Origin of the sequence: Flammeovirga sp. MY04, assembly GCF_001682195.2 — a bacterium.
GTDB classification, from domain to species: Bacteria; Bacteroidota; Bacteroidia; order Cytophagales; family Flammeovirgaceae; genus Flammeovirga; species Flammeovirga yaeyamensis.
Genome location: NZ_CP003560.2, coordinates 210,515 through 235,361, shown reverse-complemented (window position 1 = coordinate 235,361; position 24,847 = coordinate 210,515). Strand labels below are relative to the sequence as shown.

Annotated in this window: 18 protein-coding genes; 7 read left to right on the top strand and 11 right to left on the bottom strand. The window is 34.9% G+C overall.

Annotation, left to right across the window (positions count from 1 at the left end; translation table 11 throughout):
• Positions 1–2: 2 nt before the first annotated feature.
• Complete coding sequence (locus tag MY04_RS00920; protein WP_066204986.1) at positions 3–647, bottom strand: class I SAM-dependent methyltransferase; 645 nt, start codon at positions 645–647, stop codon at positions 3–5.
• Between the two features lie 389 nt (positions 648–1,036).
• Positions 1,037–3,256 (bottom strand): NADP-dependent isocitrate dehydrogenase, encoded by a 2,220-nt coding sequence (locus tag MY04_RS00915; protein WP_066204983.1) that lies wholly within the window; start codon positions 3,254–3,256, stop codon positions 1,037–1,039.
• 313 nt (positions 3,257–3,569) lie between these two features.
• Here MY04_RS00915 and MY04_RS00910 point away from each other — a divergent pair, with 313 nt between their 5' ends.
• Together MY04_RS00910 and MY04_RS00905 are read left to right on the top strand one after the other, a co-directional pair.
• Positions 3,570–4,763 (top strand): sensor histidine kinase, encoded by a 1,194-nt coding sequence (locus MY04_RS00910; RefSeq protein ID WP_066204980.1) that lies wholly within the window; start codon positions 3,570–3,572, stop codon positions 4,761–4,763.
• An 81-nt stretch (positions 4,764–4,844) separates the two neighbouring features.
• Entirely contained in the window at positions 4,845–8,213 is a 3,369-nt protein-coding gene (locus MY04_RS00905; protein WP_236941088.1) for a methylmalonyl-CoA mutase family protein, read from the top strand.
• A 71-nt stretch (positions 8,214–8,284) separates the two neighbouring features.
• On the opposite strand, the gene MY04_RS00900 is transcribed toward MY04_RS00905, so the two are convergent.
• The 4 genes from MY04_RS00900 to MY04_RS00885 form a co-directional block, all read right to left on the bottom strand.
• Positions 8,285–8,752, bottom strand: a complete 468-nt coding sequence (locus tag MY04_RS00900; protein ID WP_066204977.1) for a hypothetical protein — start codon at positions 8,750–8,752, stop codon at positions 8,285–8,287.
• A gap of 172 nt (positions 8,753–8,924) precedes the next feature.
• Positions 8,925–9,299, bottom strand: a complete 375-nt coding sequence (locus MY04_RS00895) for a hypothetical protein (protein ID WP_066204972.1) — start codon at positions 9,297–9,299, stop codon at positions 8,925–8,927.
• 121 nt (positions 9,300–9,420) lie between these two features.
• Positions 9,421–10,761, bottom strand: a complete 1,341-nt coding sequence (locus MY04_RS00890; RefSeq protein WP_158297506.1) for a tetratricopeptide repeat protein — start codon at positions 10,759–10,761, stop codon at positions 9,421–9,423.
• Positions 10,762–10,886: 125 nt separating this feature from the next.
• Positions 10,887–12,002, bottom strand: a complete 1,116-nt coding sequence (locus MY04_RS00885; RefSeq protein WP_158297505.1) for an SPOR domain-containing protein — start codon at positions 12,000–12,002, stop codon at positions 10,887–10,889.
• Positions 12,003–12,323: 321 nt separating this feature from the next.
• Between MY04_RS00885 and MY04_RS00880 the strand changes: the two genes are divergently transcribed.
• The 4 genes from MY04_RS00880 to MY04_RS00865 all read left to right on the top strand — a co-directional run bounded on the left by MY04_RS00880 (position 12,324) and on the right by MY04_RS00865 (position 18,156).
• Positions 12,324–13,508, top strand: a complete 1,185-nt coding sequence (locus MY04_RS00880; RefSeq protein WP_158297504.1) for a hypothetical protein — start codon at positions 12,324–12,326, stop codon at positions 13,506–13,508.
• A gap of 179 nt (positions 13,509–13,687) precedes the next feature.
• Complete coding sequence (locus MY04_RS00875; protein ID WP_066204960.1) at positions 13,688–14,401, top strand: phosphoadenylyl-sulfate reductase; 714 nt, start codon at positions 13,688–13,690, stop codon at positions 14,399–14,401.
• Between the two features lie 267 nt (positions 14,402–14,668).
• Entirely contained in the window at positions 14,669–15,370 is a 702-nt protein-coding gene (locus MY04_RS00870; protein ID WP_066204957.1) for a hypothetical protein, read from the top strand.
• Between the two features lie 260 nt (positions 15,371–15,630).
• Positions 15,631–18,156 carry a glycoside hydrolase family 2 protein gene (locus tag MY04_RS00865; protein ID WP_066204954.1) on the top strand — a complete coding sequence of 842 codons (2,526 nt, stop codon included), beginning with the start codon at positions 15,631–15,633 and terminating at the stop codon, positions 18,154–18,156.
• Between the two features lie 102 nt (positions 18,157–18,258).
• Here MY04_RS00865 and MY04_RS00860 read toward each other — a convergent pair whose 3' ends face one another.
• Together MY04_RS00860 and MY04_RS00855 are read right to left on the bottom strand one after the other, a co-directional pair.
• Positions 18,259–18,552 (bottom strand): Dabb family protein, encoded by a 294-nt coding sequence (locus MY04_RS00860; RefSeq protein WP_066204951.1) that lies wholly within the window; start codon positions 18,550–18,552, stop codon positions 18,259–18,261.
• An 89-nt stretch (positions 18,553–18,641) separates the two neighbouring features.
• Complete coding sequence (locus MY04_RS00855) at positions 18,642–19,859, bottom strand: hypothetical protein (protein ID WP_066204945.1); 1,218 nt, start codon at positions 19,857–19,859, stop codon at positions 18,642–18,644.
• A gap of 377 nt (positions 19,860–20,236) precedes the next feature.
• Here MY04_RS00855 and MY04_RS00850 point away from each other — a divergent pair, with 377 nt between their 5' ends.
• Positions 20,237–21,787, top strand: coding sequence for a T9SS response regulator signal transducer PorX (locus MY04_RS00850; RefSeq protein WP_066204943.1), 1,551 nt, complete (start codon positions 20,237–20,239; stop codon positions 21,785–21,787).
• Between the two features lie 90 nt (positions 21,788–21,877).
• On the opposite strand, the gene MY04_RS00845 is transcribed toward MY04_RS00850, so the two are convergent.
• From MY04_RS00845 to accC, 3 genes are all read right to left on the bottom strand, one after another.
• The gene (locus MY04_RS00845) at positions 21,878–22,543 is read right to left on the bottom strand and encodes an AlbA family DNA-binding domain-containing protein (protein WP_066204941.1); all 666 of its coding nucleotides are present in this window, start codon (positions 22,541–22,543) and stop codon (positions 21,878–21,880) included.
• Positions 22,544–22,852: 309 nt separating this feature from the next.
• A complete protein-coding gene (locus MY04_RS00840) occupies positions 22,853–23,245 on the bottom strand; it encodes a hypothetical protein (protein ID WP_066204938.1) in 393 nt (130 codons plus the stop codon).
• Positions 23,242–24,729: an acetyl-CoA carboxylase biotin carboxylase subunit gene (gene accC, locus MY04_RS00835; protein WP_066204936.1), complete on the bottom strand. Its 1,488-nt coding sequence runs from the start codon at positions 24,727–24,729 to the stop codon at positions 23,242–23,244. The genes MY04_RS00840 and accC overlap by 4 nt, the downstream gene beginning before the upstream one ends.
• Positions 24,730–24,847: the final 118 nt, after the last annotated feature.

Sequence of the window (24,847 nt, the reverse complement as noted above, 5' to 3'; positions counted from 1 at the left end):
ATTCATTTTTTCAAAGTGTAGATCGCACGAGTCAGATTTGTGGTAGTAGTATATGTTTGTAGCGAATGACTCTCAAAACCTGCCTTAGATGAATATAATGCCACATCTTCCGCTTCTACAAGCGTCGCATTTAAGACACCCCACTCCTCCTCTACGACAATTTTTTTATCATTTGATAACATTCCGACTTTGGAAATAGCCTTATTCATTGGACATTCTATGATAAGCGCCCCTCCTTTTTTAAGCCATTTGTATGCTTTTTTGATAACAGCCTGTTGTTCGTCTTCTGTTAATTCTAATATTCCAGACCACATCCAAAGTATGTAATCCAAAGAATCGTTCTTCCATTCTAATTCGGTTAAATCAGAATGTATTATTTCTATATTATCCGTTTTTTGAAGACTTAATTTATCAATTAACGCGTCTACAATTTCAACTGCATATAATTTCCCATTATATCCTTTGTCCTTTAGTCCTTTTACGATTCTACCGTAACCAGAACCAAATTCCATAATTTCTTTACCTTCTTTTATAGTGTTATAAACCTGATCCAAATCTTCTCCATTTGCTAACCCAATTTGATCGGCAAATTTTTTAAAAACTTGAATTGGCATATTTTGGTAAAAAGCCACATTTCCTTGTATCATTTTTCTACAGAAAGTTAATCTATGTGATCAAATCACACATTAAAAATTAGTAACCTGATTTCGAAAAACACAGGTTATAGTGTTGCTAATTGAATGTATAAAAAATTGAATTGAGTAGTAAACAATAATTTACTTCAAAACTATCCTCAGTGAAATTGATCAATGCATAATTATTAGTCTTTATCAATTAAATAATTAGGAATTTAAACCCTCCTTATCATCCAATTGTACTAAAACAAAAATTATACATAATCGGTATTTTCTAATCAATAAACGTACTTTTGTACATGTTATTATTAGTAATTATAAGAATAGTGCAATTTTAATCAATAGAAAAAAAGAAACCCCACTTACGTGAGGTTTCTAAAGGTTTTATATTTTTATGATGTCTATACCAATTGCGATAAAGCATCATTCAATGTAAAGCTTGGTCTCATTGCCTTTGATGCTTGATCAAATTCTGGCAAGAAGTAACCTCCAATTTGTTGAGGTTGACCTTGAGCTCCAATCAACTCTTCGTTAATCTTCGCTTCGTTTGTTGTCAACTCGTTCGCTAACTCAGTGAACTGTGCTTTCAACTCTGCATCTTTATCTTGAGCAGCTAGTTCTTGCGCCCAGTACAATGCTAAGTAGAAATGAGAACCTCTGTTATCGATGCTACCAATTTTACGGGCAGGAGATTTATCGTTGTCCAAGAACTTAGAAGTGGCTACATCCAATGTTTCTGCTAAAACTTTTGCTTTAGGGTTGTTGAATGTATCACCCAAGTGCTCTAATGATACTGCCAAGGCTAAGAATTCACCCAAAGAATCCCATCTTAAGTATCCTTCTTTAACGAACTGTTGTACGTGCTTAGGAGCTGATCCACCTGCACCTGTTTCAAACAATCCTCCACCGTTCATTAATGGTACGATAGAAAGCATTTTTGCTGAAGTACCTACTTCAAGAATTGGGAATAAATCTGTAAGGTAATCTCTCAATACGTTACCAGTTACAGAAATGGTATCTAAACCTTTCACAATTCTTTCGAAAGAGAAAGTAGTTGCTTCTACTGGCGCTTTGATTAATAACTCAAGACCTGCAGTATCGTGATCACCTAAGTATTTATTTACTTTTTTGATCAATTCAGCATCATGTGCTCTTTTTTCGTCTAACCAGAATACCGCTGGAGTTTGAGTAGCTTTCGCTCTCTTCACTGCCAACTTCACCCAATCTTGAATTGGAAGATCTTTTACCTGACACATTCTGAAGATATCACCTTCCTCTACTGATTGCTCGATCAATACTGCACCTGAAGCGTCTACTACTTTTACAGTACCTGCTGAAGCCAATTGGAATGTTTTATCATGAGAACCGTACTCTTCTGCTTTCTTTGCCATCAAGCCAACGTTTGATACAGAACCCATTGTTGTTGGGTCTAAAGCACCATTCTGCTTACAGAAGTCGATTGTTGCTTGGTAAACACCTGCATACGATCTATCTGGAATAATTGCTTTTGTATCTTGTTGCTTTCCTTCTTTGTTCCACATCTGACCACTAGTACGGATCATTGCAGGCATTGATGCATCAATAATTACATCAGAAGGTACGTGAAGGTTAGTAATTCCCTCATCAGAGTTGACCATTGCTAAATCAGGGGCGTCAGTGTACACTGCTTCTAAAGCTGCGATTACTTCCGCTTCTTTATTATGTCCTTTAATTTTAGCGTAAACATCTCCGATACCGTTATTTGGAGTAACACCTAGTTCCTCAAATAACTCACCGTATTTTTCGAATACGTCTTTATAGAATACAGAAACTGCTGCACCAAAAATAATTGGGTCAGACACTTTCATCATTGTTGCTTTCATATGTAAAGAGAACAATACTCCTGTCTCTTTAGCATCTGCTACCTGCTCCGCGAAGAATGCTTTCAACGCTTTCATGTTCATTACTGAAGCATCGATAATTTCGCCATCTAAAAGGGCTACTTTTTCTTTTAATACCTCAACAGAACCGTCTGCCTTATGCAATTCGATTTTTACATCCGTTGCTTTTTCAACAGTGACTGATTTTTCAGAACCATAAAAATCATTTGCAGACATAGAAGCTACGTGAGATTTAGACGAAGAAGACCAAGCACCCATTGAGTGTGGATGTTTCTTCGCATAATTTTTAACCGCTTTCGGTGCTCTACGGTCTGAGTTTCCTTCTCTCAATACTGGGTTAACAGCACTACCTAATACTTTAGCATATCTAGCTTTGATCTCTTCCTCTTCTGCATTTTGAGGTTCAGCAGGGTAATCAGGAATAGCATATCCTTTTGCTTGAAGCTCGTCAATTGCCGCTTGTAATTGAGGAATTGATGCAGAGATGTTAGGTAATTTAATGATGTTAGCCTCAGGAGTTTTAGCCAATGCACCTAATTCCGCTAATGCATCGCCTACCTTTTGATCGTCTGATAAGTTCTCTGGGAAGTTAGCCAAGATACGACCAGATAATGAAATGTCCTTCGTTTCGATTTCAATACCTGCTGCACTTGTAAACGACTTTACAATTGGTAAGAATGAATAAGTGGCCAAAGCTGGTGCCTCGTCTGTTTTGGTGTAGATAATTTTCGCTTTTGTCATGTCTTTTTTCTTATGTGATGATCAGGAAACACACTGAAATGCTACCGAAATTTGTTGTTATATTTTTGAAAAAATTGAAAAACACTCGAGAGGGTCTTTCTGTTCCAATGTGCGAATTTAATAAATGTTTAGTTTTTTGGAATAAAAAAATGACTTAGGTCGCATTTTTTTGATTTATTTAATGAATATGTAAAATAAAGTGCGATTTTTTAGTGGGATGATAAAAGAGTTATTCGTTGAAAATTTGAATCCTTTCGTTGAATAGCCTAACTGACATTACTTTAACCCATTCATTTTTTTATAACTTCACTGTATGAAGAATAAATTTGCTTTTCAATTCTCACAAACTCAACTGTGGCAAACCTTAGTAATCGTTGCCTACTTTGCCTTAACGTTCAACTTTTTCAGTGAAAGGTTTGGAGTTTGGTATGCCTTTTTAAAAGCTCTTTTACTTATCGGAGCTCAAATTTTTATATGGTTCATCAATGTAAAGTATTTAGTTCCCAAATTACTTATTAAAAAGAAGCACGGATTGTATGCTATCGTTTTACTTTTTTTGGTGATAAGTTCCTCTTTTACCTATATAGAAGTAGAAAAATTCATTTTCAATAAATGGAAACAAAAAACAATAGCTACCATGCATTTTCCATTTGATGAAACTGAAATTCCTCCTACACAAGACGAACATCTTAACCCTCAAAAACCACCTCAAGATATTCGTCAGAAAATTAGACATAAAGAACTACGTGAAGACAGAAAAATTCCTAAACGTGTTCGAAGAGGGTTTAAAATCTTTGAATCCTTATATAACCTTATTTTATTTGGAGTGGTGGCCCTAGCAAGTACTTCCTATAGAATGACTGTTTACAGTTTAAAGAAAGAAAGTGAGGCTTCGAAACTAAGAGAAGAGAATGTAAAGTCAGAAATGAGTTTTCTAAAATCTCAGGTCAATCCGCATTTCTTGTTCAATGTGTTGAATAACATTTACTCCTTATCTTTAGTGAAATCAGATAAAACACCGGAAGTGGTATTGCAATTATCTGATTTACTACGCTACATGTTATACGACACTACCACCGACACAGTACCAATTACTAAAGAAGTCGAATACTTAAATAACTTTATTGGATTACACCTTCTTAAGAGTGATAACATTAAAGACAATGTGGATATTGATATTCAGGTCGAACATCAAAATGTGAGGGTGGCTCCATTACTTTTTGCCCCTTTTATTGAGAATGCTTTTAAACACAGTCACATAGAAAATCACCTTGAAGGTTGGATTAAGCTATCACTTAAAGTAGATGATGAAGGTGAAATTCATTTCAAATTGAGTAACTCTATCCCCAAAAAAACTATATCAAAAGACAAACAAGGAGGGATTGGTTTGGAGAATGTAAAAAAACGATTAAACTTGCAATATAAACACCAACATACACTCAACATAGAAAAACAACTTGATGCGTTTCACGTTGAGTTACATATAACCACACATAAAAACAACTAGTAAGAACATCATTGAGTAAACGAACTCAATACACTACATCGTAAAGATGATTTTTTCTTGCTTTAAACACACACAAAAGAAATGACTTCACAAATGAATTCTAACCAACCTTATACACCCAGTAATAAGATTAGGTTGGTCACTGCAGGCTCCTTGTTTGATGGGCATGATGCGTCTATTAACATCATGCGAAGAATCATGCAATCTACAGGTGCCGAAATTATCCACCTTGGCCACAACCGATCTGCACAAGAAATAGTTGACTGTGCTATTCAAGAAGATGTTCAAGGCATTGCGATTACTTCCTATCAAGGAGGGCACTTAGAATACTTTAAGTATATCCACGATTTATTGAAAGAAAGAGGTGCTTCTCACATCGGTATTTACGGTGGTGGTGGTGGCACAATCCTACCTACTGAAATTAAGGAACTACACGAATATGGTATCAATCGTATCTATTCTCCTGATGATGGTAGAACAATGGGTTTGCAGGGAATGATTAACGATATTCTTCAGAAATGTGATTTCCCAACTGGTAAAAACATTACCAAAGAGACGCTTAACCTGGAGAATAAATCACATAAAAACCTAGGAAGAATCATCTCTGCAATCGAAAATAGTCAAGATGAGGTGAGCGATTTCTTAGAGCAAATCAAAGAGAAAGCGGACAAAAATAACATTCCTGTTTTAGGTATCACGGGTACTGGTGGAGCAGGTAAATCGAGTTTAGTCGATGAATTAATCAGACGCTTCTTATCCTCTACAGAAGATAAGCAGATTGCCATCGTTTCTGTCGATCCTTCCAAAAGAAAAACAGGTGGAGCACTTTTAGGGGATAGAATCCGCATGAATGCGATATCAAATAATAGAGTGTATATGCGTTCTTTGGCGACACGTCAGGCACATATCGCTTTATCAAAAAATATAAAAGAAGTACTGATGCTTCTGAAGGCAGCTAAGTTTGATATGATCATCTTGGAAACTTCAGGTATCGGTCAATCAGGTACAGAAATTATCGATTTCAGCGACGTATCACTTTATGTGATGACGCCAGAATATGGTGCGGCAACTCAATTGGAAAAGATTGATATGCTGGATTATGCAGATGTGATCGCCTTAAATAAATTTGATAAAAAGGGAGCTCAAGATGCATTGAGAGATGTTGCAAAACAGTACCGTAGAAATCATCAACAATTCGAATTACCTGATGATGACACGCCGGTATATGGCACAATGGCTTCTCAGTTTAACGATACGGGAGTCAATCAGTTATATAATAAATTAGTAGAGCTCATCAATGATAAATCTACTGATTTACAACTACCAAAAGTAGAGAATAAATATGAGGGAGAACGTTTTCATATCATCCCTCCTGCTCGAGTTAGATATTTGTCAGACATCACTGATGTGATTCGTAATTACAATGAATTTGTAGAAGAACAATCGACTTATGCTGATCAGTTATTTGGTCTGAAAAAATCGATCGAATTATTAGAAAGTGATGTTCAAACAAAAGCTACTTTAGAAAAGGCTTATCAAGAAGTTGAGCGGAAGACAAATCATGAAGTGGTTGATTTGATTCATGCTTGGAAAGATAAAGTTGAGGCTTACAGCAAGGATACTTTCACTTATCAGGTGAGGGGAAAAGATATTAATGTAGAAGCCGTATCAGAGTCACTTTCCGGTACGAAAATCAAGAAAGTCATCCTTCCTAAATACAAAGGATGGGGAGATATCGTGAAATGGTCAATGCAGGAAAATGTTCCTGGTGAATTTCCTTATACTGCTGGTGTTTTCCCTTTTAAAAGAACGGGGGAAGATCCAACCCGTATGTTTGCTGGAGAAGGAAACCCTGAACGTACCAACAAGCGTTTCCATTATTTATCTGAAGGTCAACCTGCCGCTCGTCTTTCAACAGCATTTGACTCAGTGACTTTGTACGGTGAAGATCCTGCATTCCGTCCAGATATTTATGGCAAAATTGGAAACTCTGGTGTAAATGTTTCGAGTTTGGATGATGCCAAACGTTTGTACTCAGGTTTCGATCTCTGCGCTCCGTCTACTTCTGTTTCTATGACGATTAACGGCCCTGCAGCCGCTATGACGGCCTTTTTCTTAAATGCAGCTATTGATCAGCAATGTGAATTGTACATCAAAGAGCATGGTTTAGAGAAGGAGGTTAAGAAAAAGATTGATAAGATCTATCCTGACAGAGATCAACCAAAATATAGAGGAGAAATCCCATCGAATAACAATGGTTTAGGACTGATGTTATTAGGCGTTACTGGAGATCAGGTACTTGATAAAGAGGTGTATCAAAAAATCAAACAAGAGACCATTAAGAAAGTAAGAGGAACCGTACAAGCTGATATTCTGAAAGAAGATCAAGCACAAAATACGTGTATTTTCTCTACAGAATTCTCTCTTCGTTTAATGGGCGATATGCAACAGTATTTTACTGACAACGCCATTAAAAACTTCTATTCCGTATCGATTTCTGGATATCATATCGCTGAAGCGGGTGCAAATCCAATTTCTCAGTTGGCATTTACTTTAGCTAACGGCTTCACCTTTATCGAATACTACTTGAATAGAGGAATGAAGATCGATGATTTCGCTCCGAACTTCTCTTTCTTCTTCTCGAATGGTGTGGACCCGGAATATGCAGTGATTGGTCGTGTGGCCCGTAGAATTTGGGCTAAAGCACTAAAATATAAATATAAAGCCAGCGATCGCTCTCAAAAACTGAAATATCATATTCAAACTTCTGGTAGATCGTTGCACGCTCAGGAGATTGCTTTTAATGATATTAGAACGACGCTTCAAGCATTGTATGCCATTTATGACAACTGTAATTCTTTGCATACCAATGCTTATGATGAGGCAATTACTACGCCTACAGAAGAATCTGTCCGTCGCGCTGTAGCTATTCAATTGATTATCAATAAAGAATTAGGATTAGCTAAAAATGAAAATCCGATTCAAGGAGCTTTCATTATCGAAGAGTTGACTGATTTAGTAGAAGAAGCCGTAATGGCTGAATTTGATAGAATCACTGAAAGAGGTGGTGTTTTAGGTGCTATGGAAACGATGTATCAACGTTCGAAGATTCAAGAAGAATCGTTGTACTATGAGACACTAAAACACAATGGTGATTTCCCTATTATCGGGGTGAATACTTTCCTTTCTAAAAATGGTTCTCCTACCATTATTCCTGAAGAAGTGATTCGTTCTACTGAAGAAGAGAAGAACGGACAAATTGAAGCATTAGAGACGCAACATCAAAAACTTTCTAAAGAAGTGGACCAAAGTATCGAGTCCCTTAAGCTAGTGGCTCTAAATCAAGAAAACACTTTTGGTGCTTTAATGGAAGCTGCAAAATATTGTTCTTTAGGTCAGATTACCTCTGCTTTATTTGAAGTGGGTGGTCAGTACAGAAGAAACATGTAGATATAAAAAAGTCACCTCTAGAGAATTTCCCTAGAGGTGACAACTAAACTAAATTAAACCAAATCTATCGATTATAAACCGACGCATATACCGATTTGGGCTCCTGAACCGATATTCCCTTGAATACCGAAGTTATCAGTGATATGGAACTTAGCACCCACACCTATACCCCAGTGTAGTTGGTTCATATGACCAAAATCAAACCCAACATCACCCACGGCATATACATCCCATTTCGGGTTCTGTATATTTAATACTCTATCTGCATACCATCTAAATCTGGCACCAGCTCCGAAAGTACTTCCTTTACCAGACCACGACTGATAATCAACAAAAGCACCTACCGTAAAATCTCTACCTAATTGAGCTATTTCATAATCGGCCATTAAACCTAAAGTATTGTTCGAAAAACCAGAGGTTAAACCAATATTTAATGTTCCTGGACCTTTAATATCTGCTCCGCCTTTAGCGTTTTGTGCATATGTGCTTGCAAATGAAAATGTAACTAATGTGATAAATAAGTAAATAAACTTTTTCATAATAATAGATTGTGTTTTTTAATCGATAAATTTTTCTTTTTACATCTTCTTATATCAAGGGTTAAAAAATGTCACCCTACTTTTTAATTTTTTTTCAAAAAAAATTTAGAAATAAAAAAAGACCATCAACAGATGGCCTTTTTTCTACTATAGTATATCTAAAATTAAACTATTAAGGATAAACGCGTGATTCAAGTGTTTGTAACTTTCCTTCTTCTCTTATTACTCTTTTGAAGAAAAAAGCTAGAGAGATGAATTCTATTAATGACCCAAAACTTTGTCTAATAAAGAATTCAATATCAAACATCAATAAAAAGAGATTCAATGAAATCAGTAACAACATTAATAATATGAGAATGTCTTTCATTGAGTTATTTAAACTTTTAATGGAAATCATTAGGACCCCACTCCATGCTACTGTTATCATTTTTTCTGATAGTACACAGTCCTCAAAAAGAAGGAAAGCAACGTTTAAAATAGATAATGCTATGAAAGCAATTTTTGCTTGGTGGATCAGACGTCCTAATTTTTGTAATTGATGTTCCATAATTAGATTAAATGAAGAGAATATTGATGTTTCATTTACTAATATCGGGTCTCATAAAATATCACCACAAAAAAAGCCCAACTGATAAATACCAGTTGGGCTAAATATATCTTGTTTGATATTACTTGTTTAGCGACTCCAATTCTTTGATGTCTTTCAAACGTTGAATATCTGCAAATTCATATCGAACAGCATTTTTGAATGATCCTCCATATGCCGCTTTCAAGAAATTTTCTGATGTTTTGTAATCGCCAATTTCTTTATACACTAATGCGATAGCAAAGTTGTATTTCGCTTTTGTCGGTGGCTTAATTGTAGGATTGTGAATTACTTTTTTAAGCTTTTCTGTAGCTACCCCAAGTTCTCCTAAGCTCTTTTCACACATTGTTTTGATGAAAATTACGTTTAGGTTTCTCTCATTCTGAGGTAAAGCCTTTTGGAATTCTTCTAGGTGGATGTATGCAGTAGCAAAATCCATTGACTGATAATTAAGGTTTGCTAGATCTAACAATTTAGCAGAACGCTTTTTTACATCTTTTTCAGCCATTAATGCTCTATCTTGTGCTGCAATTACCTTTGTTTTATCCGTACGTATAGCCGCCAATTGCTTTTGTAAATCGAAAGCTTCAATGTAAGATGAATTGATACCTAAAGTCACGTCAATCATTTGTTGCGACTTTTCGTAATCCATCACAGTAAAATACGTTTGAGCAAGGTTGAAATAGTAATCTTCTTTGAAAATCATAAACATTGATTCTGCTTCAGAAGTATTAATTTTTTCCATCCACTCTTGTGCTTCAGCATATTTACCGCCTTCGAATAAAGCCCAAATATATTGGTAGTAATATCTTTCGTTACCAGAAAGAGGTTCGATATCACCAATAATTTTAGCCATTAGTTCTTCCGCCTTTTCCGGATGTCCCATTTCGTTCCAGTACATTGCTTCGTAGTAATCTAAATCGAATGATTCTACAAGATTTAGTTTTCTAACGTCATCAATATGCTTTTTAGAGAAACGGTGTCTGTTTGCTTGATCTAAGATATCCAATATCTTTAATTTATATAGATACTTTTGATCAACACCATCGTCCTTTTGGTAGGCTAAATCGTAATATTTTACTGCTTTGATAGGTTGTTTTCTTTGAGAATACAAATCACCAAGCATTTCATAAGCACGGAAATAATTAGGATCTGCAACCACGCAGTCCTCTAACGTTTTAATAGCTTCATTAAATTTTGTCACCGCTAGGTAAGTATTTGCTTTCTTAAAGTAAATATTACCATCTTTTGGACTCGCAGCAATCGCCTTGTCCAACATATCCAACCCTTCTTGGTAACGGTTATTAGCTAAAAGGAAATCTGCTTTCTCTAGAAAATCGTTTGCATTCTGGGCGTTTACTGTATTAAAAAACGCCATTGAGCAGAATAGAGATAAAATGATATGAAATTTAGATAGTTTCATAGATCCGTTTTTATAAGAACTCTTTCTTTATTGTAATTAAAAGCTTGAAACGTTCAGTCTTTTTTATTTACAACTGATTAAATTAAAAAATAATATAAGCAATACAAATTTTCCTCCGGAAGTAATTAGTACGAATTTCGGAAGTCGGTTAACTGCCCTTTTACACCGTATTGGTATAATTTTTTCACATAGGCCACCGCACTTTCCTTACTTACAAAGTTACCGGCAAAAACTTGATAAGTGATGTCTCCACTGTATTGGTCGATCATGATATAAACATCTTCGATATCGTACTCTCGAACCAATTGACATTGTTCTTGAGCTGATTCCAAATCTCCTACATCGGTAATCAATACAGACCATCTGTTTTTTTCTATTCTTACTCCATTCGGGTTGTATAGGTATCTATACATTGGATCGAATGAAATATATTCCGCAAAATATGTGGTAGGTTCAGCATCTGCACCATTTGCATCCTTAACATTAAAGAACCAGTAAGCTTGAAGTACTTCAAAAGAATACGCCTCTTCGTCCCCTTTCACATATAAATAATACGTATTTCCTTGATCAGTTAGCTGTCTTGGCATACCTCTTCTTAAAGTATAGGCAGTAACTAAATAATTTGTAACCATTTCCCCGGCAACGTGACCTTTCTGTGCTTTTGGTGCTACACGTACAAAGTCTAACTTACCATCGTTATTGAAATCACCGAAGCTATCTGTTCCCTGGAAAATACTAGAGAAAGAAGTCTGGCGAATTGATGTTTCACTTGAGATATCAAAAACATTGTAACAACGGTAACGACAGTTATCACCTAAACAGTCTTCTCTAAAAGAGACTAACATAAGGTATTTTTTACCTAGGTAATCAAATTCTTTTGCCTCTAAAACGTTGGAATAGTTCTGACGAATAGACTTTTCCATAGAACAAAAGAAATTAAACTCTTTATTATTAAGAATAATTCCCGTAGGGTTCGGGTTAAAAATATTATCGTATTGTGGTCCGTTTACAAAATAAATTTTGAAAGGAATTGAAGCGTCACCATATACAGTAAATGTTGTATCTCCCACTTCCATCGAATTGGTAGGAAATAAATCTGCTGTAACATTTACAGGTTCCTGAGATAATTTCGCAGGAGTATAAGTAGTTCCTTCAGCAACTTCTTGAGCAAATAGATTTGGTGAGTAAGTGTTGAGAATAAATAATAGAAAGATAAATAAATATCCTTTTAAAGTATTCATATAATTAAGTCTCGATATCATACAAAAAAACTTAACAGTAAATGTTTTAAACTATATGTTTTATATATAATTAACAGTCGTTAAATTAAAGTTATCAATATTTAATTGATAATACTTCATATAGTACAAGCTTTCAATTATTTGAGTCAATTATCAGTTGATAAAAAGCCCTATCTTTGAAAAAATAATACTGTAGATTTTCATCTAATTCATATTACTAACAAATCTTATTCCGTTTCTGCGTTTTAGTTGTGTACTATTTTTGCTATTAAAACGTTTAAAAGAAAATTACTATCATTTATTTGATTAAAAACACTTAAAATGAGTACTAAAATACATATTGTACTTCTCTCAACGTTTCTACTTTTATCTAATATTTGTTTGTCCCAAAACCCTTTGGACCGAACACGTATTATTTTTAAGTCTGGAAAATATACAAATTCTACCTCCATTAAAATAGAATTGCATGGTACAGGTGTGACCCACGTAATGGCTAGTGGAGACGCTTCTTTTAAAAATGCCCACTGGGTTAGATTTCAACCTGTATTTAATTATAACTTGTCTGCTAACGACGGAGTAAAATCTATTTACTTTAAATTTAAAGACATAGATGGTAACGAGTCTAAAACTTTCATGAGAAAGATTATTTTAGATACCAAGCCTCCTGAAGATGTCGGAGTATCTATTGATGTACCTTCCCCATACTGGACGGATACTAAAAGCATGAAAGTTGGTGTTATTCTTAAAGCTAAAGGAGCAAAATATTATCAACTAGGCAACACTTCTGCTTTCCATGGTAACAAATGGCGTATCTTCCAAGACGATTATGTAGAATGGGATTTAGCTGAAGGAGACGATGGTATCAGGAAAATATACGCTCGTTATAGAGATCAGGCAGGTAATTTATCTCACGTTGTTTCTGCTGAAATAATGATTGACAGAACTCCTCCTTTCGCTGGAAGTATCAAAATTAATGGTGGTGCTGAAATAAGTAACAGACAGGACCATCAGGTGCAACTTGATATATTATGTAGACAAGCAGACTCTATGATGGTATCTCAAGATCAACAGTTTGAAGAAGGTAAGTGGGAAGTTTTCAGCGAGAAAAAATCAATCTACTTATCAGATGGCGACGGTACAAAAAGAGTGTATATAAAATTTAAAGACAAGGCAGGTAATGAGACAAAGTCTTATTCCTCTTCTATTGAATTAGATACCAACGCTCCTAAAAATATTGATTTCAAAATCAATAATGGAGAAAAAGTGACTAATGATATAAATAAAAAAGTTACTTTAAATATAGAACCTGATGATGCAGCATTAATGATGATCTCAAATAGCTCATCATTTAATGGAGGTAAATGGCAGCAAGCTGTTCCTAGTATTTCATGGACACTGAAAGGTGAAGAAGATGGATATAAACATGTATACATTCGCTTTAAAGATGAAGCAGGAAACGTTTCCAGACCATTAAGAGCCACAATTGAATTGAAAAGAGGTTTCTAAATATGTAAATTGAGAGGATTGAAATAATTTGAGTCACTCTCATTTAAAGACTTGTAAAAGAGCATTGTTTATTTGTAAACAATGCTTTTTTTTATGGTTAAAATTTTGAAAAAAGAGTTTTGTTCTTTTATTTCGCATTTATCCTATATAATTAGTAGATTAAATAAAAGTTAACAACTATGTCATCGCAAAGCATATTATCACAAGCTACTGATACTACTTTCGATCAGCTGATCGAAGATATAGCAGTTGATTTGGCGAAATATAAAGCGGAAGGAAAAAAGATCTTTGCATCTTCATCTTTTCAGCCGCAAAGCGTTGTGTTGTTAGACATAATAAGCAGAGTAGATAATACTATCCCTGTTTATTTTTTAGACACAAACTATCATTTCCCTGAAACAATTGCTTTCAGAGACGAACTTGCAGAAAAATTAGGTTTAAACATTATCGATATTAAATCGAAAATCCCTGTGAAAGATCAAGTGGATGAAAATGGTGAACCTTTACATATACATCAATCAGACAGATGCTGTCACATCAATAAAGTAGAGCCTTTAGAGGATATACTTAAGGAAAATGATGTTTGGATCAATGGTATCCGAAAAGGACAATCTGCTGTGAGAGCGCAAATGCAAAAAGAAGAAGAAGGTAAGCATGGCGTATTAAGATACCACCCTATCTTAGATTGGGATTCTAAAATGGTATTCAAATACATCAATGAAAGAAAATTACCACTTCACTCTTTAATTGCAAAAGGCTACTTCAGTGTAGGGTGTTTGCCTTGTACACAAAAAGCAGATCCTTCTAAACCATTATGGTCAGATGACAGATCTGGTAGATGGGCTGGAAAAGGAAAAACAGAATGTGGTTTACATACTACATTAGGAAAATAAGAATATTGGTAATACTACAGGAATATGGCCATCAGCTTTACAGTTGATGGCTTTTTTTATCATCTAAATAATACTCTCTAGCATTAAGTCGTTTTTAATTACCTGATGATTAGCCCAATAATGTGAGTTATTGAGTACTTATGTTTATATTATACTGCGTTAGTTGAAAAATCACTACCCTTCGTTGAAACTATCTCTTTTTTCGCATCTTATTGCTCACATTTGAAGTACAATAATTCAACGAATCAATAACCAAACAATAGAACAATGAAAAAGATCACATTATTCGTATTTACAATTTTATCTATCTTCTTATTTTCTTTCCAAGACGGTCCCAAAAAAGGGATGGATAAAGAAACTCGTAAAAAAGCACAGAAAGAAATTGCTGAATACAACAAAACCAATGTTGTACCTGTACTTCTAGAAAATCGTAAGGAATTCGATAATAAGCTTTCGGATGCAGAGAAAAAAGAATTAGCTACACTTCGTACTCGATTGGAGAACCTTAAAGAGGAAAACAAATCGATGAAGAAAGACAAAAAGAAAGGTGAAGCACCTACTGAAGAGCAAAAAGCAGCAAAAGAAGCAGCTCAAAAAGAAATGAGACAAATAATGACTGCGGCTTGGGCTGTAGTTGATAACCATGAAGCTGATCTAAAATCCATAAAAGAGGCCAATAAAGACAATGAAGAAAAATGGAGAACAGACATGAAAGCCATCATGGAAAAATACCGTCCTGAAGGTAGTATGAAAGGTGAAGGCAAGAAAAAAGGTCACAATAAAGGGAAACACAAAATGGGACGTAATCCTATGGGAGCCAATAGAGATGTAATGTTTGTTTTAATGGACCCAACGAAGTCTGTAGACGAAATTGCTGCCCAGATGGAGAAAATGGGAAAAAGAAGATATGGTGATCCTGATGGAAAAGGAAAAAAACGTAAAGGTCATTCTATGGAAGACGAAGATTAATTCTTGTTCATCTTAGAAATCACAAAAAGCAGGTATATGATATTCATATACCTGCTTTTTTATTTTTCAGTCTATATGTAATCTATAGTCGATGAAGTGGTGTCTATAATCAGTCTATATCAAAAACTAGCCATACACTATCAAAAAGCCGACTTTTGTACTAACAACAACTACAAATGTCTATAGGTAATTCCATAGGCATCTATATATAAAATGTCAGCTATTCAATCGAAAAATAGCTTAACTAGAATTAAAGTGAAATGAAAAAACTTGCACTATTGTTAGTTGGAGTATTTTTTTCAAGTCTTATTTGGGCGCAACCAAATACAACTACTCCACACGACGAAAATGAACAAGCTATCCGATCTTTTGATGGTTACCGTTGGAAGATGAAAATGATGCGTCCGGGTGAAGGCGTAAAAGCAGGACTACATAAGATTCCGCCAGAAGACATAGAAACCTTGGTTTGGAATAATGCTAAAGTTCCAGGTGATGTATATACAGACCTTTGGAAAGCAGGGGTAATTGAAGATCCTTATTTTGGTAGAAATAGTGTAAAGGCTCAATGGGTACAACATTATGAGTGGTGGTATGCCTATCAATTTAATGTTAGAGAAGATTTTGAAAATCAAGAGGTAGATATCCTTTTTGAAGGAGTTGATTATAGCTGTGAAGTATGGTTAAATGGTCATTACTTAGGTAAACATGAAGGAGCATTTTCTTCGTTCCGATTCAAAATCAATGAATTCTTGAGAATACATAAATATGATTTCCTGAGAGGTAGAAATATGCTTGTGGTAAAGCTTGATCCTCCTCCTCAAGTAAATGCTTCTGTAGCAGGCAAGAAAACACCATGGTTTGGTGATTATTGGAGAGATTTAATTCCGTTTGGTATCTATAGACCTGTAAAAATGGTCACAACAGGTAAGGTTCGTTTTGAGGATGTTTATGCTAATAATAAAATCAATAAAAACGGATCGGCTGATGTCAATCTAGAAATGACTGTGGAAAATAAAGCTTCAGAAGCCAAAGACATGACTTTTGTTGCCTCACTTAAAGGAAAGAACTTCGATAGTAAAGAAATTAAACTAAAGTTTAATCAGACAGTAGCACCTGGAGTACATAAGATAACCAAAACCATTCATATTGATCAACCTGAGTTATGGTGGCCATGGGATTTAGGTAAACCGAACTTGTATGAAGCGAAAATCACACTGAAAGAAGGGAAAACAAATCACGATTTCAATGCCATTACTTTTGGTATAAGAGAAGTTACTTCTAAATGGAACCCTGGATTTAAACAAGGAGTGGATGTTAGTTTCCCTAGGTCTACTTATATCAATGGTAAATTCCACTTTATTCGTTCGGCTTGTTGGGGAGGACCTCCAGATATTTTTGTGGGTAGAACAACACTTGATAAGTACAAAGAACTTATTCGTTTGGCCAAAGAAGCGAATATGAATAATATTCGAATTTTTGGATGGCATCCTCCTGAAATCCCAGAGTTTTATCAGTATTGTGATGAGATGGGGATTACAGTATGGCAAGATATTATTCCATTGGGTACAGGAAACATTCCTACCGAAAGAGAAAAGCTTACAGAAATATATAACGAAGCTGTAAAAGTGGTAAAAGAACGCCGTAATCATCCTTCTTTAATTATGATGGAAGGTGGAGAAGAAATGCTACTCAGAACTCGTGATCCTCAATTCGGTCGTGCGTTTTTAGAAGAATTAGGTGATTCCCTCCAAGCTTATGTCAACTTACCTTATGTACCCGATTCACCATTAACGTGTCATGTTTCTAAAGAAGCAGGCTTTAAAGAAAAAGAGGCTGTCCATGCATTAAGGTATTTCTATGATATGGGTAAATGGCTTCATGAAGATTGGTACCAAACTTTAAAATTCCCAATTGTACCAGAGTTTGCTATCACTTCAGTTCCTTCTGTAGAAAGTTTAAAGAAGTTTATTCCTGAAGATGAACTTTGGACGCCTGGTCTAAGCTGGGGACATCATTGGGCTGACCTTACGCGTCTAAGAATGCAAAATTGGGATGTTTTCGGAGACGAAATGAAGGGATCTCTTGAAGAATTTGTCAATGCCTCTCAAGACGCTCAAGGAATCATTTTCCAAAATGGAATTGAATATTTCAGACGTCAAAAACCTGAATTAAGTGGAATCGCTCTTTGTCACTTTATCACTTATTGGCCAGATATGAAATGGGGTATTGTAGACAATTATCAAAAGCCAAAAAGATCATTTGATTTTGTAAAAAAGGCCTATCAACCTACATTAATCAGTTTTGACTTTAAGAAAAGACGTTGGTCGAATAAAGAAAAGTTCACCGGTTCGATTTGGGTAATCAATGATTACTACGAACAATATAAAGGCTGTTCAGCAAAGCTGATCATTAAAAATGATGACGGAAAAGTGTTGACTGAAAAGACTTATAAAATTGGCAATGTAAAAGAAAACAGTGCTCAAAAATTCGAAGAGATTTCAGAAAAAGTATTGGATAATGTGATGGAAAAATTCTTTGTAGAATTGGAGCTTACTGACCAAAAAGGCAAAGTGATATCTAGCAATGACTACTTCTTCCTAATTGGTGATCAAAAAGCTGATTCTGATAAATTTAAAGTTTGGATGAAAGAACGTATGGACTTAGAGAATAAATATGGTTTGTACGGTTCTTACTATCACTTCTTCAATGATTTCACAGGAGAAAATGGAGGAAATTATGATAGTGACACACAAACACCAAGAGCGTTTGGTTTTGAAACTGAATAGTTAACATTTCATTTCATATAACTACCTACTTATTAATCAAAAAGGCAGATCGCATTGATCTGCCTTTACTATTATTTCTATCTCAACTGTAAATAAGTTGAATTAATATTCAATATCTATGGCCATGATATCACCTAAAATTGGCTTTACATGATCTGTCACCACAGCTACGTGAGCAGGGTGTACTTGATAAGCTTCTAATGCTTCTTTACTTTCAAAGAGAGAGTACAACATGATCGTAAAACCTTTGGCTCTTTCAGAGAAGTTTTCTTTTACATGAATCTCTTTGATTTCATCAATTTTACCACCTAAAGCTTGTAGAGCATCAACCATTGCTTGAATTTGCTCTTGTGTTGCTTCTTCTTTGAACTTAAATAATACCGTGTGATTAATCATTGTCTTGTTTGTTTATTTGTAGAACAAAATTAATCAAACCACCCTAAAGAAAAACAAATTGAAGTCATCTTTTCAGATTAGTTCAATGTTTATTGAGCGTTAATTTCACTTTCTACCTTACTTTTTAATGGCAACTCTTCTCCTTCTTCATTTTCGTAAGTGAGTTCATAGCTTGCATTGGCTAAAACAGATCCAGAATTCAATGGAGTACCTTCTACTCTCCAAACAACAACCAAAGGAGTATTATCGGATTCATCGGCAACAGAATACTCCCAATTATCATCGTTATTAAAAGAGATGGCATTATAACCATTTGAAGTAATAGATACCCCTGCCCCAGAATACAATTCGTTTAATTTACCTAGGTGTTCTGATAGCTCATTGTATTCACTTAACTTCAGTTCTCGTTTTTGTTTTAAAGCCACAACATCATCCAAAACACCTAGGCGGTCTTTGGTTTCTGTCACTACTTTATCAAATTTTCCTTTTTTACGATAGAAACTATTTTGAGATTTTTCTACTATAATTCTATCGTATAAATAGTCTTGAAGATCAATATAGAATACATCTATGTCTTTACCATCTGCATTCGATTGACGGTGATTATTATACACATATTCGAAAGCAAAAAGTGTTTTTAAAAGAGATCTCCCTTCCTCAAATAACCTTTTATTGGCAATTTCTAATTCCTCAATGGCTTCTCTTACCCCTCCGATAGTGGCATTCTGATTTCTCGAGTCTTCTAAAACTGTCAATACCTTATCAATATTTTCTTGCATAGTATTGATGTCTCTGATATAGCCTTCTCTTGTACTTAAAAGTTTATTTAAAGTAGCTCTCACGGCTGGACTCTCCTCATTTGCATCACCTCTACTGACAGAATTGGATAAAATTTCAGTATGATGATAGATGTTTTCCATTGTCGATAAATCTCCTTGAAGATTTCGAAGGCTATTTTCCAAATCTGAAGTATCATCCCCTAATTTACCCCAAACGTTTCTGATGTCAGCATCTACTTGACGTACATTTTGATCTGCTCTTTCCAAAGCATCTTCGACTTGTTTTAGGTTCATATTAGGAAAACGAACAGTAATTGCCACTGCACTTCCTTCCACAGCATCACCATTAAGGTTCCATACTGTATTTTCTTTTACGAACTCGTCTATATCAACCAGGCTTGGATCTATTTCATCGGAACTTCCTCCGAAGAAATATAAAAATATAGTTGTTCCTAGTAGAATCACCCCGAAGATTGGGCCAATGATGAGTAATAAATTTTTCTTTTGGGTACTTGAATTTTCTTCCATAATCTAATAAGGTTGAAATCAATTTAATTTTATTTTATCGGTTCAACATCAAAAACTATATAAGAATGAGATATATACAGTTTCTGATATTTGAAAAGTTTTTATTTAAGATCACTTAATTCACTAGTAATGAGTATTTCATCCAATTTATTTGATAAAATATCATAGTTACTAGAGAATGTTACAATTATATAACGAAGATATTAAAATAACATTTTAGAAGATAAGAATATTTTTGTTTTACGAATATAATTACCGAATAAGTCCTTAGTATTTCTTAATTTGTTATAAATCCATATTTTTATATTCCAACCGAAACCATTTATCGGTGTCTTGAGTAAAAATAAGAAACAGTTTATCTAATAATACCCTTCCGGATGAGTCAACAAAGAATTTTATGGGCAGACGATGAAATCGATCTACTAAAACCACATATATTATTCCTTACAAAAAAAGGATATGAAGTTACGCCTGTACTAAGTGGTTTAGATGCCATTGAGAAATGTGAAGAAGAGGAGTTTGATATCATTTTCCTGGATGAAAATATGCCAGGTATGACCGGACTTGAAGCGCTTGAACAAATAAAAAGAATCCGACCAAGTATTCCTGTAGTGATGATTACCAAATCTGAAGAGGAATATATTATGGAGGATGCGATTGGTGCAAAGATTGCCGATTATCTTATCAAGCCCATCAACCCAAAACAAATACTACTTTCCGTAAAAAAATTACTTGATAAAAAGAAGTTGGTCGATGAAAAAACCAACTCTGCCTATCAACAAGATTTCCAAAGCATCATGATGTCGTTTATGAACGATATGGATTGGGAAGATTGGGTAGAGACTTATAAAAAGATTGTTTATTGGGATCTAGAAATTAATCAGACAGAAAATAAAAGTATGAGTGAGGTCTTCGAAATGCAAAAAAACGAAGCCAACCATAACTTCTGTCGCTTTATAAAAGATAATTATGAAGATTGGATGGATGAGCCAGATGAGCGTCCTGTTCTATCTCATGAACTATTGGCTGAAAAGGTCTTTCCTTATGTAAAAGAGAATGATAAACCTGTTTTCTTTATACTTATTGATAATCTACGTTATGATCAATGGAAAGTAATTGAGCCATTAATATCTGAACTTTACTCGGTAAAAGAAGATGTGTATTGTCCTATCCTTCCAACGACAACTGCGTATGCTAGAAATGCGATATTCTCTGGTCTTATGCCTTCTGAAATTGAAGCTACTTATCCAGAATGGTGGGTAAACGATAACGATGAAGAAAGTAAGAACAATTACGAAGAAGAACTTTTAGGAGAGCAATTACTTCGTCATAGAATCGATGGAAAATACTCTTACCATAAGATCATTAGAACTTCTCAAGGGAAGCAGGTAAATGATCAGATCAACTCATTAATGCATAGGAAGTTCAATGCTATTGTATACAACTTTGTAGATATGCTTTCTCATGCAAGAACAGACACCAACATGGTAAGAGAACTAGCACCTGACGAAGCTGCCTACCGATCAATTACAAAATCTTGGTTCGAACATTCTTCTTTGTATGAAATGTTGAAAATTCTTGCTGAAAAAGATTGTAAAGTGTACATCACAACTGACCATGGTACGGTAAGAACTAGAAAACCATACAAAATTGTAGGCGATAGAGAAACAAATACCAATTTGAGGTACAAGCAAGGAAAGAATCTATCTTATAATAAGAAAAATGTATTGGCTGTAAAACATCCAGAGGATTTTGGTTTACCGAAAACTGAAGTTTCCACTTCGTTTGTTTTTGCTATGGAAGATTATTTCTTCGCTTATCCGAATAACTACAACTATTATGTGAGTTATTATAAGGATACTTTCCAGCACGGTGGTATATCTATCGATGAGATGATTATTCCGTTTATTGAGTTGGGGCAAAAATAGTATTGATATTCTTGAGGCCCACGATTGAAATCGTGGGTTTTTAAAGAGTTTATTTAAGCAGACTGAAGTCCGCTTAAATCTCACATCTGACTACTTCCAAGACAATCGTGAAGTAGGATGAATGATAAACCTATCCCCCATTTCCCTAGGCATTTCTTGTAAAATATTGGCTAGACAAAGATCAATCAGTTTGTCTTCTACCACATCAATTTCTAATGAAAAAGTTTTAACGACCTCGTCGACTGTGGTGTAGCCATTTTTATCAATAAGTTGTAGAATATTCCTTTCTTCCTCCCCAAAAGTAACTGAGTGATGTTCCTCTTTACTTCTTTGTTTTAAGATTCTTCGAATCACCTTACTCATCTGTACACTTTTATCCTCTACTCGAATGTAAGGTTTTCCAATTCTTCTTTTTAAATTATATAATAAGAAAATAGGTTGTTTATCAGAAGGTGGAATTTCAAATACCAATACTTGTCGCATTGCACTAACTTGCACAATATGAATGCTATATTCAATTTTTCTCGATAAGTACTTCTTGATTGCCTGTTCCAATACAAACTTTTCCCCTTCAATATCCGTAAATCCGTCTATTCGTCCATCATCGGCCACACCAACAATAAGGTATCCTCCATATTTATTAGCGAACGCAACAACTTCCTTCATTATTTTAAATGGGTCAGCCGCTTTTTTCTTAAACTCAATTTTAAAGCCTTCCCCTTCATTCACCAACTGTTTTAATTCTTTTAAATCCACTCCTCAATCTTTTTAATGAACATATAATGTGAAGCAGTTTGCAGCTAATTCTTATCAACATTTCTATTTTTAAAATTGAAGTTATTCGATCTTCTTTTTTAAAATTTTAATATTTGATATTTTTTACCGAACTTTCAAAGTCATTAACACATAACTACGTAAAAGGACTTTAACAACTCTAGTTATCTTACACACACCTAAGACCATATTAAATATGGCCAGCTTAAAATAGATGTGTTAATGAAATAACTTACACATCCTCCTAGATAACAAGAGGCTGTCTTATTTAAATATAAGATAGCCTCTTTTTTATAATTCTGGTGATATTTCTCTAACCATCTCAAGGGCATCAAAATACACTCTATATGATTTACCTACCGCTGTAGAATCTCCTTCTGAGCATTGACCACCTTTCCCTACGAAATATACATATTGTTTTGTACTTCTATTATCAAGATCTACTCTATCTGGAGCTCCTAATGTTTGTCTAACACCAGCAATGCTTACCCCTAATAATCGATCTTTGACACTCATAAAATCTTGATCTAATTGAATACGTTCCCCTTTACATCCTTGTGGATCGTTCTTCCAGGTAGTCATATCAAATTCTTCTTGTGAAATGTTCGCTTCTTTTGCACAAGAGGTCAAAAATAAAATGTTTAAAGTGATGAAACAGGTGGTTATAATACTCTTTAAAGTCATCGTTTTAATTTCCAAGGGGTTGTTTGATTGATCAGAGAAGAGGTCTCCTCCGATTTTTTATTATCAAAAAATAGCTCTGCTAAAACAGAAGCTGCAACGAATTGCTCATTGTCAGTAAGTTCGTCTTCAAGGTATTTCGGATCATAGTATTTGTCAACAAAATGAGTCCCAAAATCACCACTAACAAAAGCATCATGTTGCAATACAAACTTACAAAAAGGTAGAATAGTTTCTAAGCCAGAGATCTTATAATCCTCCATAGCCTGTAACATTTTTTGAATTGCATCCTTCCTATTTTCACCCCAAACAATTAATTTACTCATCATAGGGTCATAATGCATCTCCATCTTCATTCCCTGTTTATATCCGCTATCTACACGAACCCCCTCCCCACTTGGCTCTATATATCGGTGCAAAACACCTGTATCCGGCAAGAAGTTCTGATAAGAGTCCTCTGCATAAACCCTAACTTCTATGGCATGACCATTTATTTTTAAATCAGATTGCTTATAACCCAACTTTTCTCCTTCTGCAATTCTAATTTGTTCTTTCACTAAGTCAAGTCCAGTAATTTCTTCAGTTACCGTATGCTCTACCTGAAGACGAGTATTCATTTCTAAAAAGTAGAATGCTCCACTACTATCGTAGATAAATTCTACGGTTCCTGCACCTACATAATCACATGATTTTGCCACTCGTACCGCACATTCACCCATTTCATTACGTAACTCTTCGGTCAGTACGCAAGAAGGTGCTTCCTCTATTACTTTTTGATGTCGACGTTGTATAGAACATTCTCTTTCAAATAAATGCACCACATTTCCATGTGTATCGGCTAAAATTTGTATTTCAATATGTCTGGGAGATTGAATGTACTTCTCGATAAACACTGCACCATCACCAAAAGAATTTTGTGCTTCACTCACAGCTCTGTCCATTTGAGAGACAAACTCCTCTTCGTTTTCCACAACACGCATTCCCTTTCCGCCACCTCCAGCCGAAGCTTTGATCAGGATAGGATATCCCACTTCTTCCGCCATTTTTTCAGCAGCAGCAATATCTGTAATCGCCTCATCGCCTCCGGGAACCAAAGGTACATCGTATTTCTGTACCGTTTGTTTGGCCATCAATTTACTACCCATTACCTCAATGGCGTGGGCAGATGGACCAATAAAAATGATTCCTTCTTTTTCTATTCTTTGAGCAAAAGAGGCGTTCTCAGATAAAAATCCATAGCCAGGATGAACTGCATCTATTTTAAATTGATGACATACTTCTATAATCTTATCAATTTTTAAATAAGATTCTGAAGAAGCGGCAGGTCCAATTATAACAGCATCATCTGCTAAAGATACATGAGGAGCCTCTTGGTCAGCCTCACTGTATACGGCAACAGTATGTATTCCTAATTCTTTAGCTGATCTGATGATTCTTACGGCAATTTCGCCTCTATTTGCAACAAGTAATCGTTTAATTTTTTTCATGTTTATGTTTGTGTTGTTTTCCTATTGTTTGATATTCATTCAATAGGCTTATGCCTTTATCATGACATCGAGTGTTTATTATTCAAGGTTGGTTAAGTGTCTAAAATATCATTTTGAT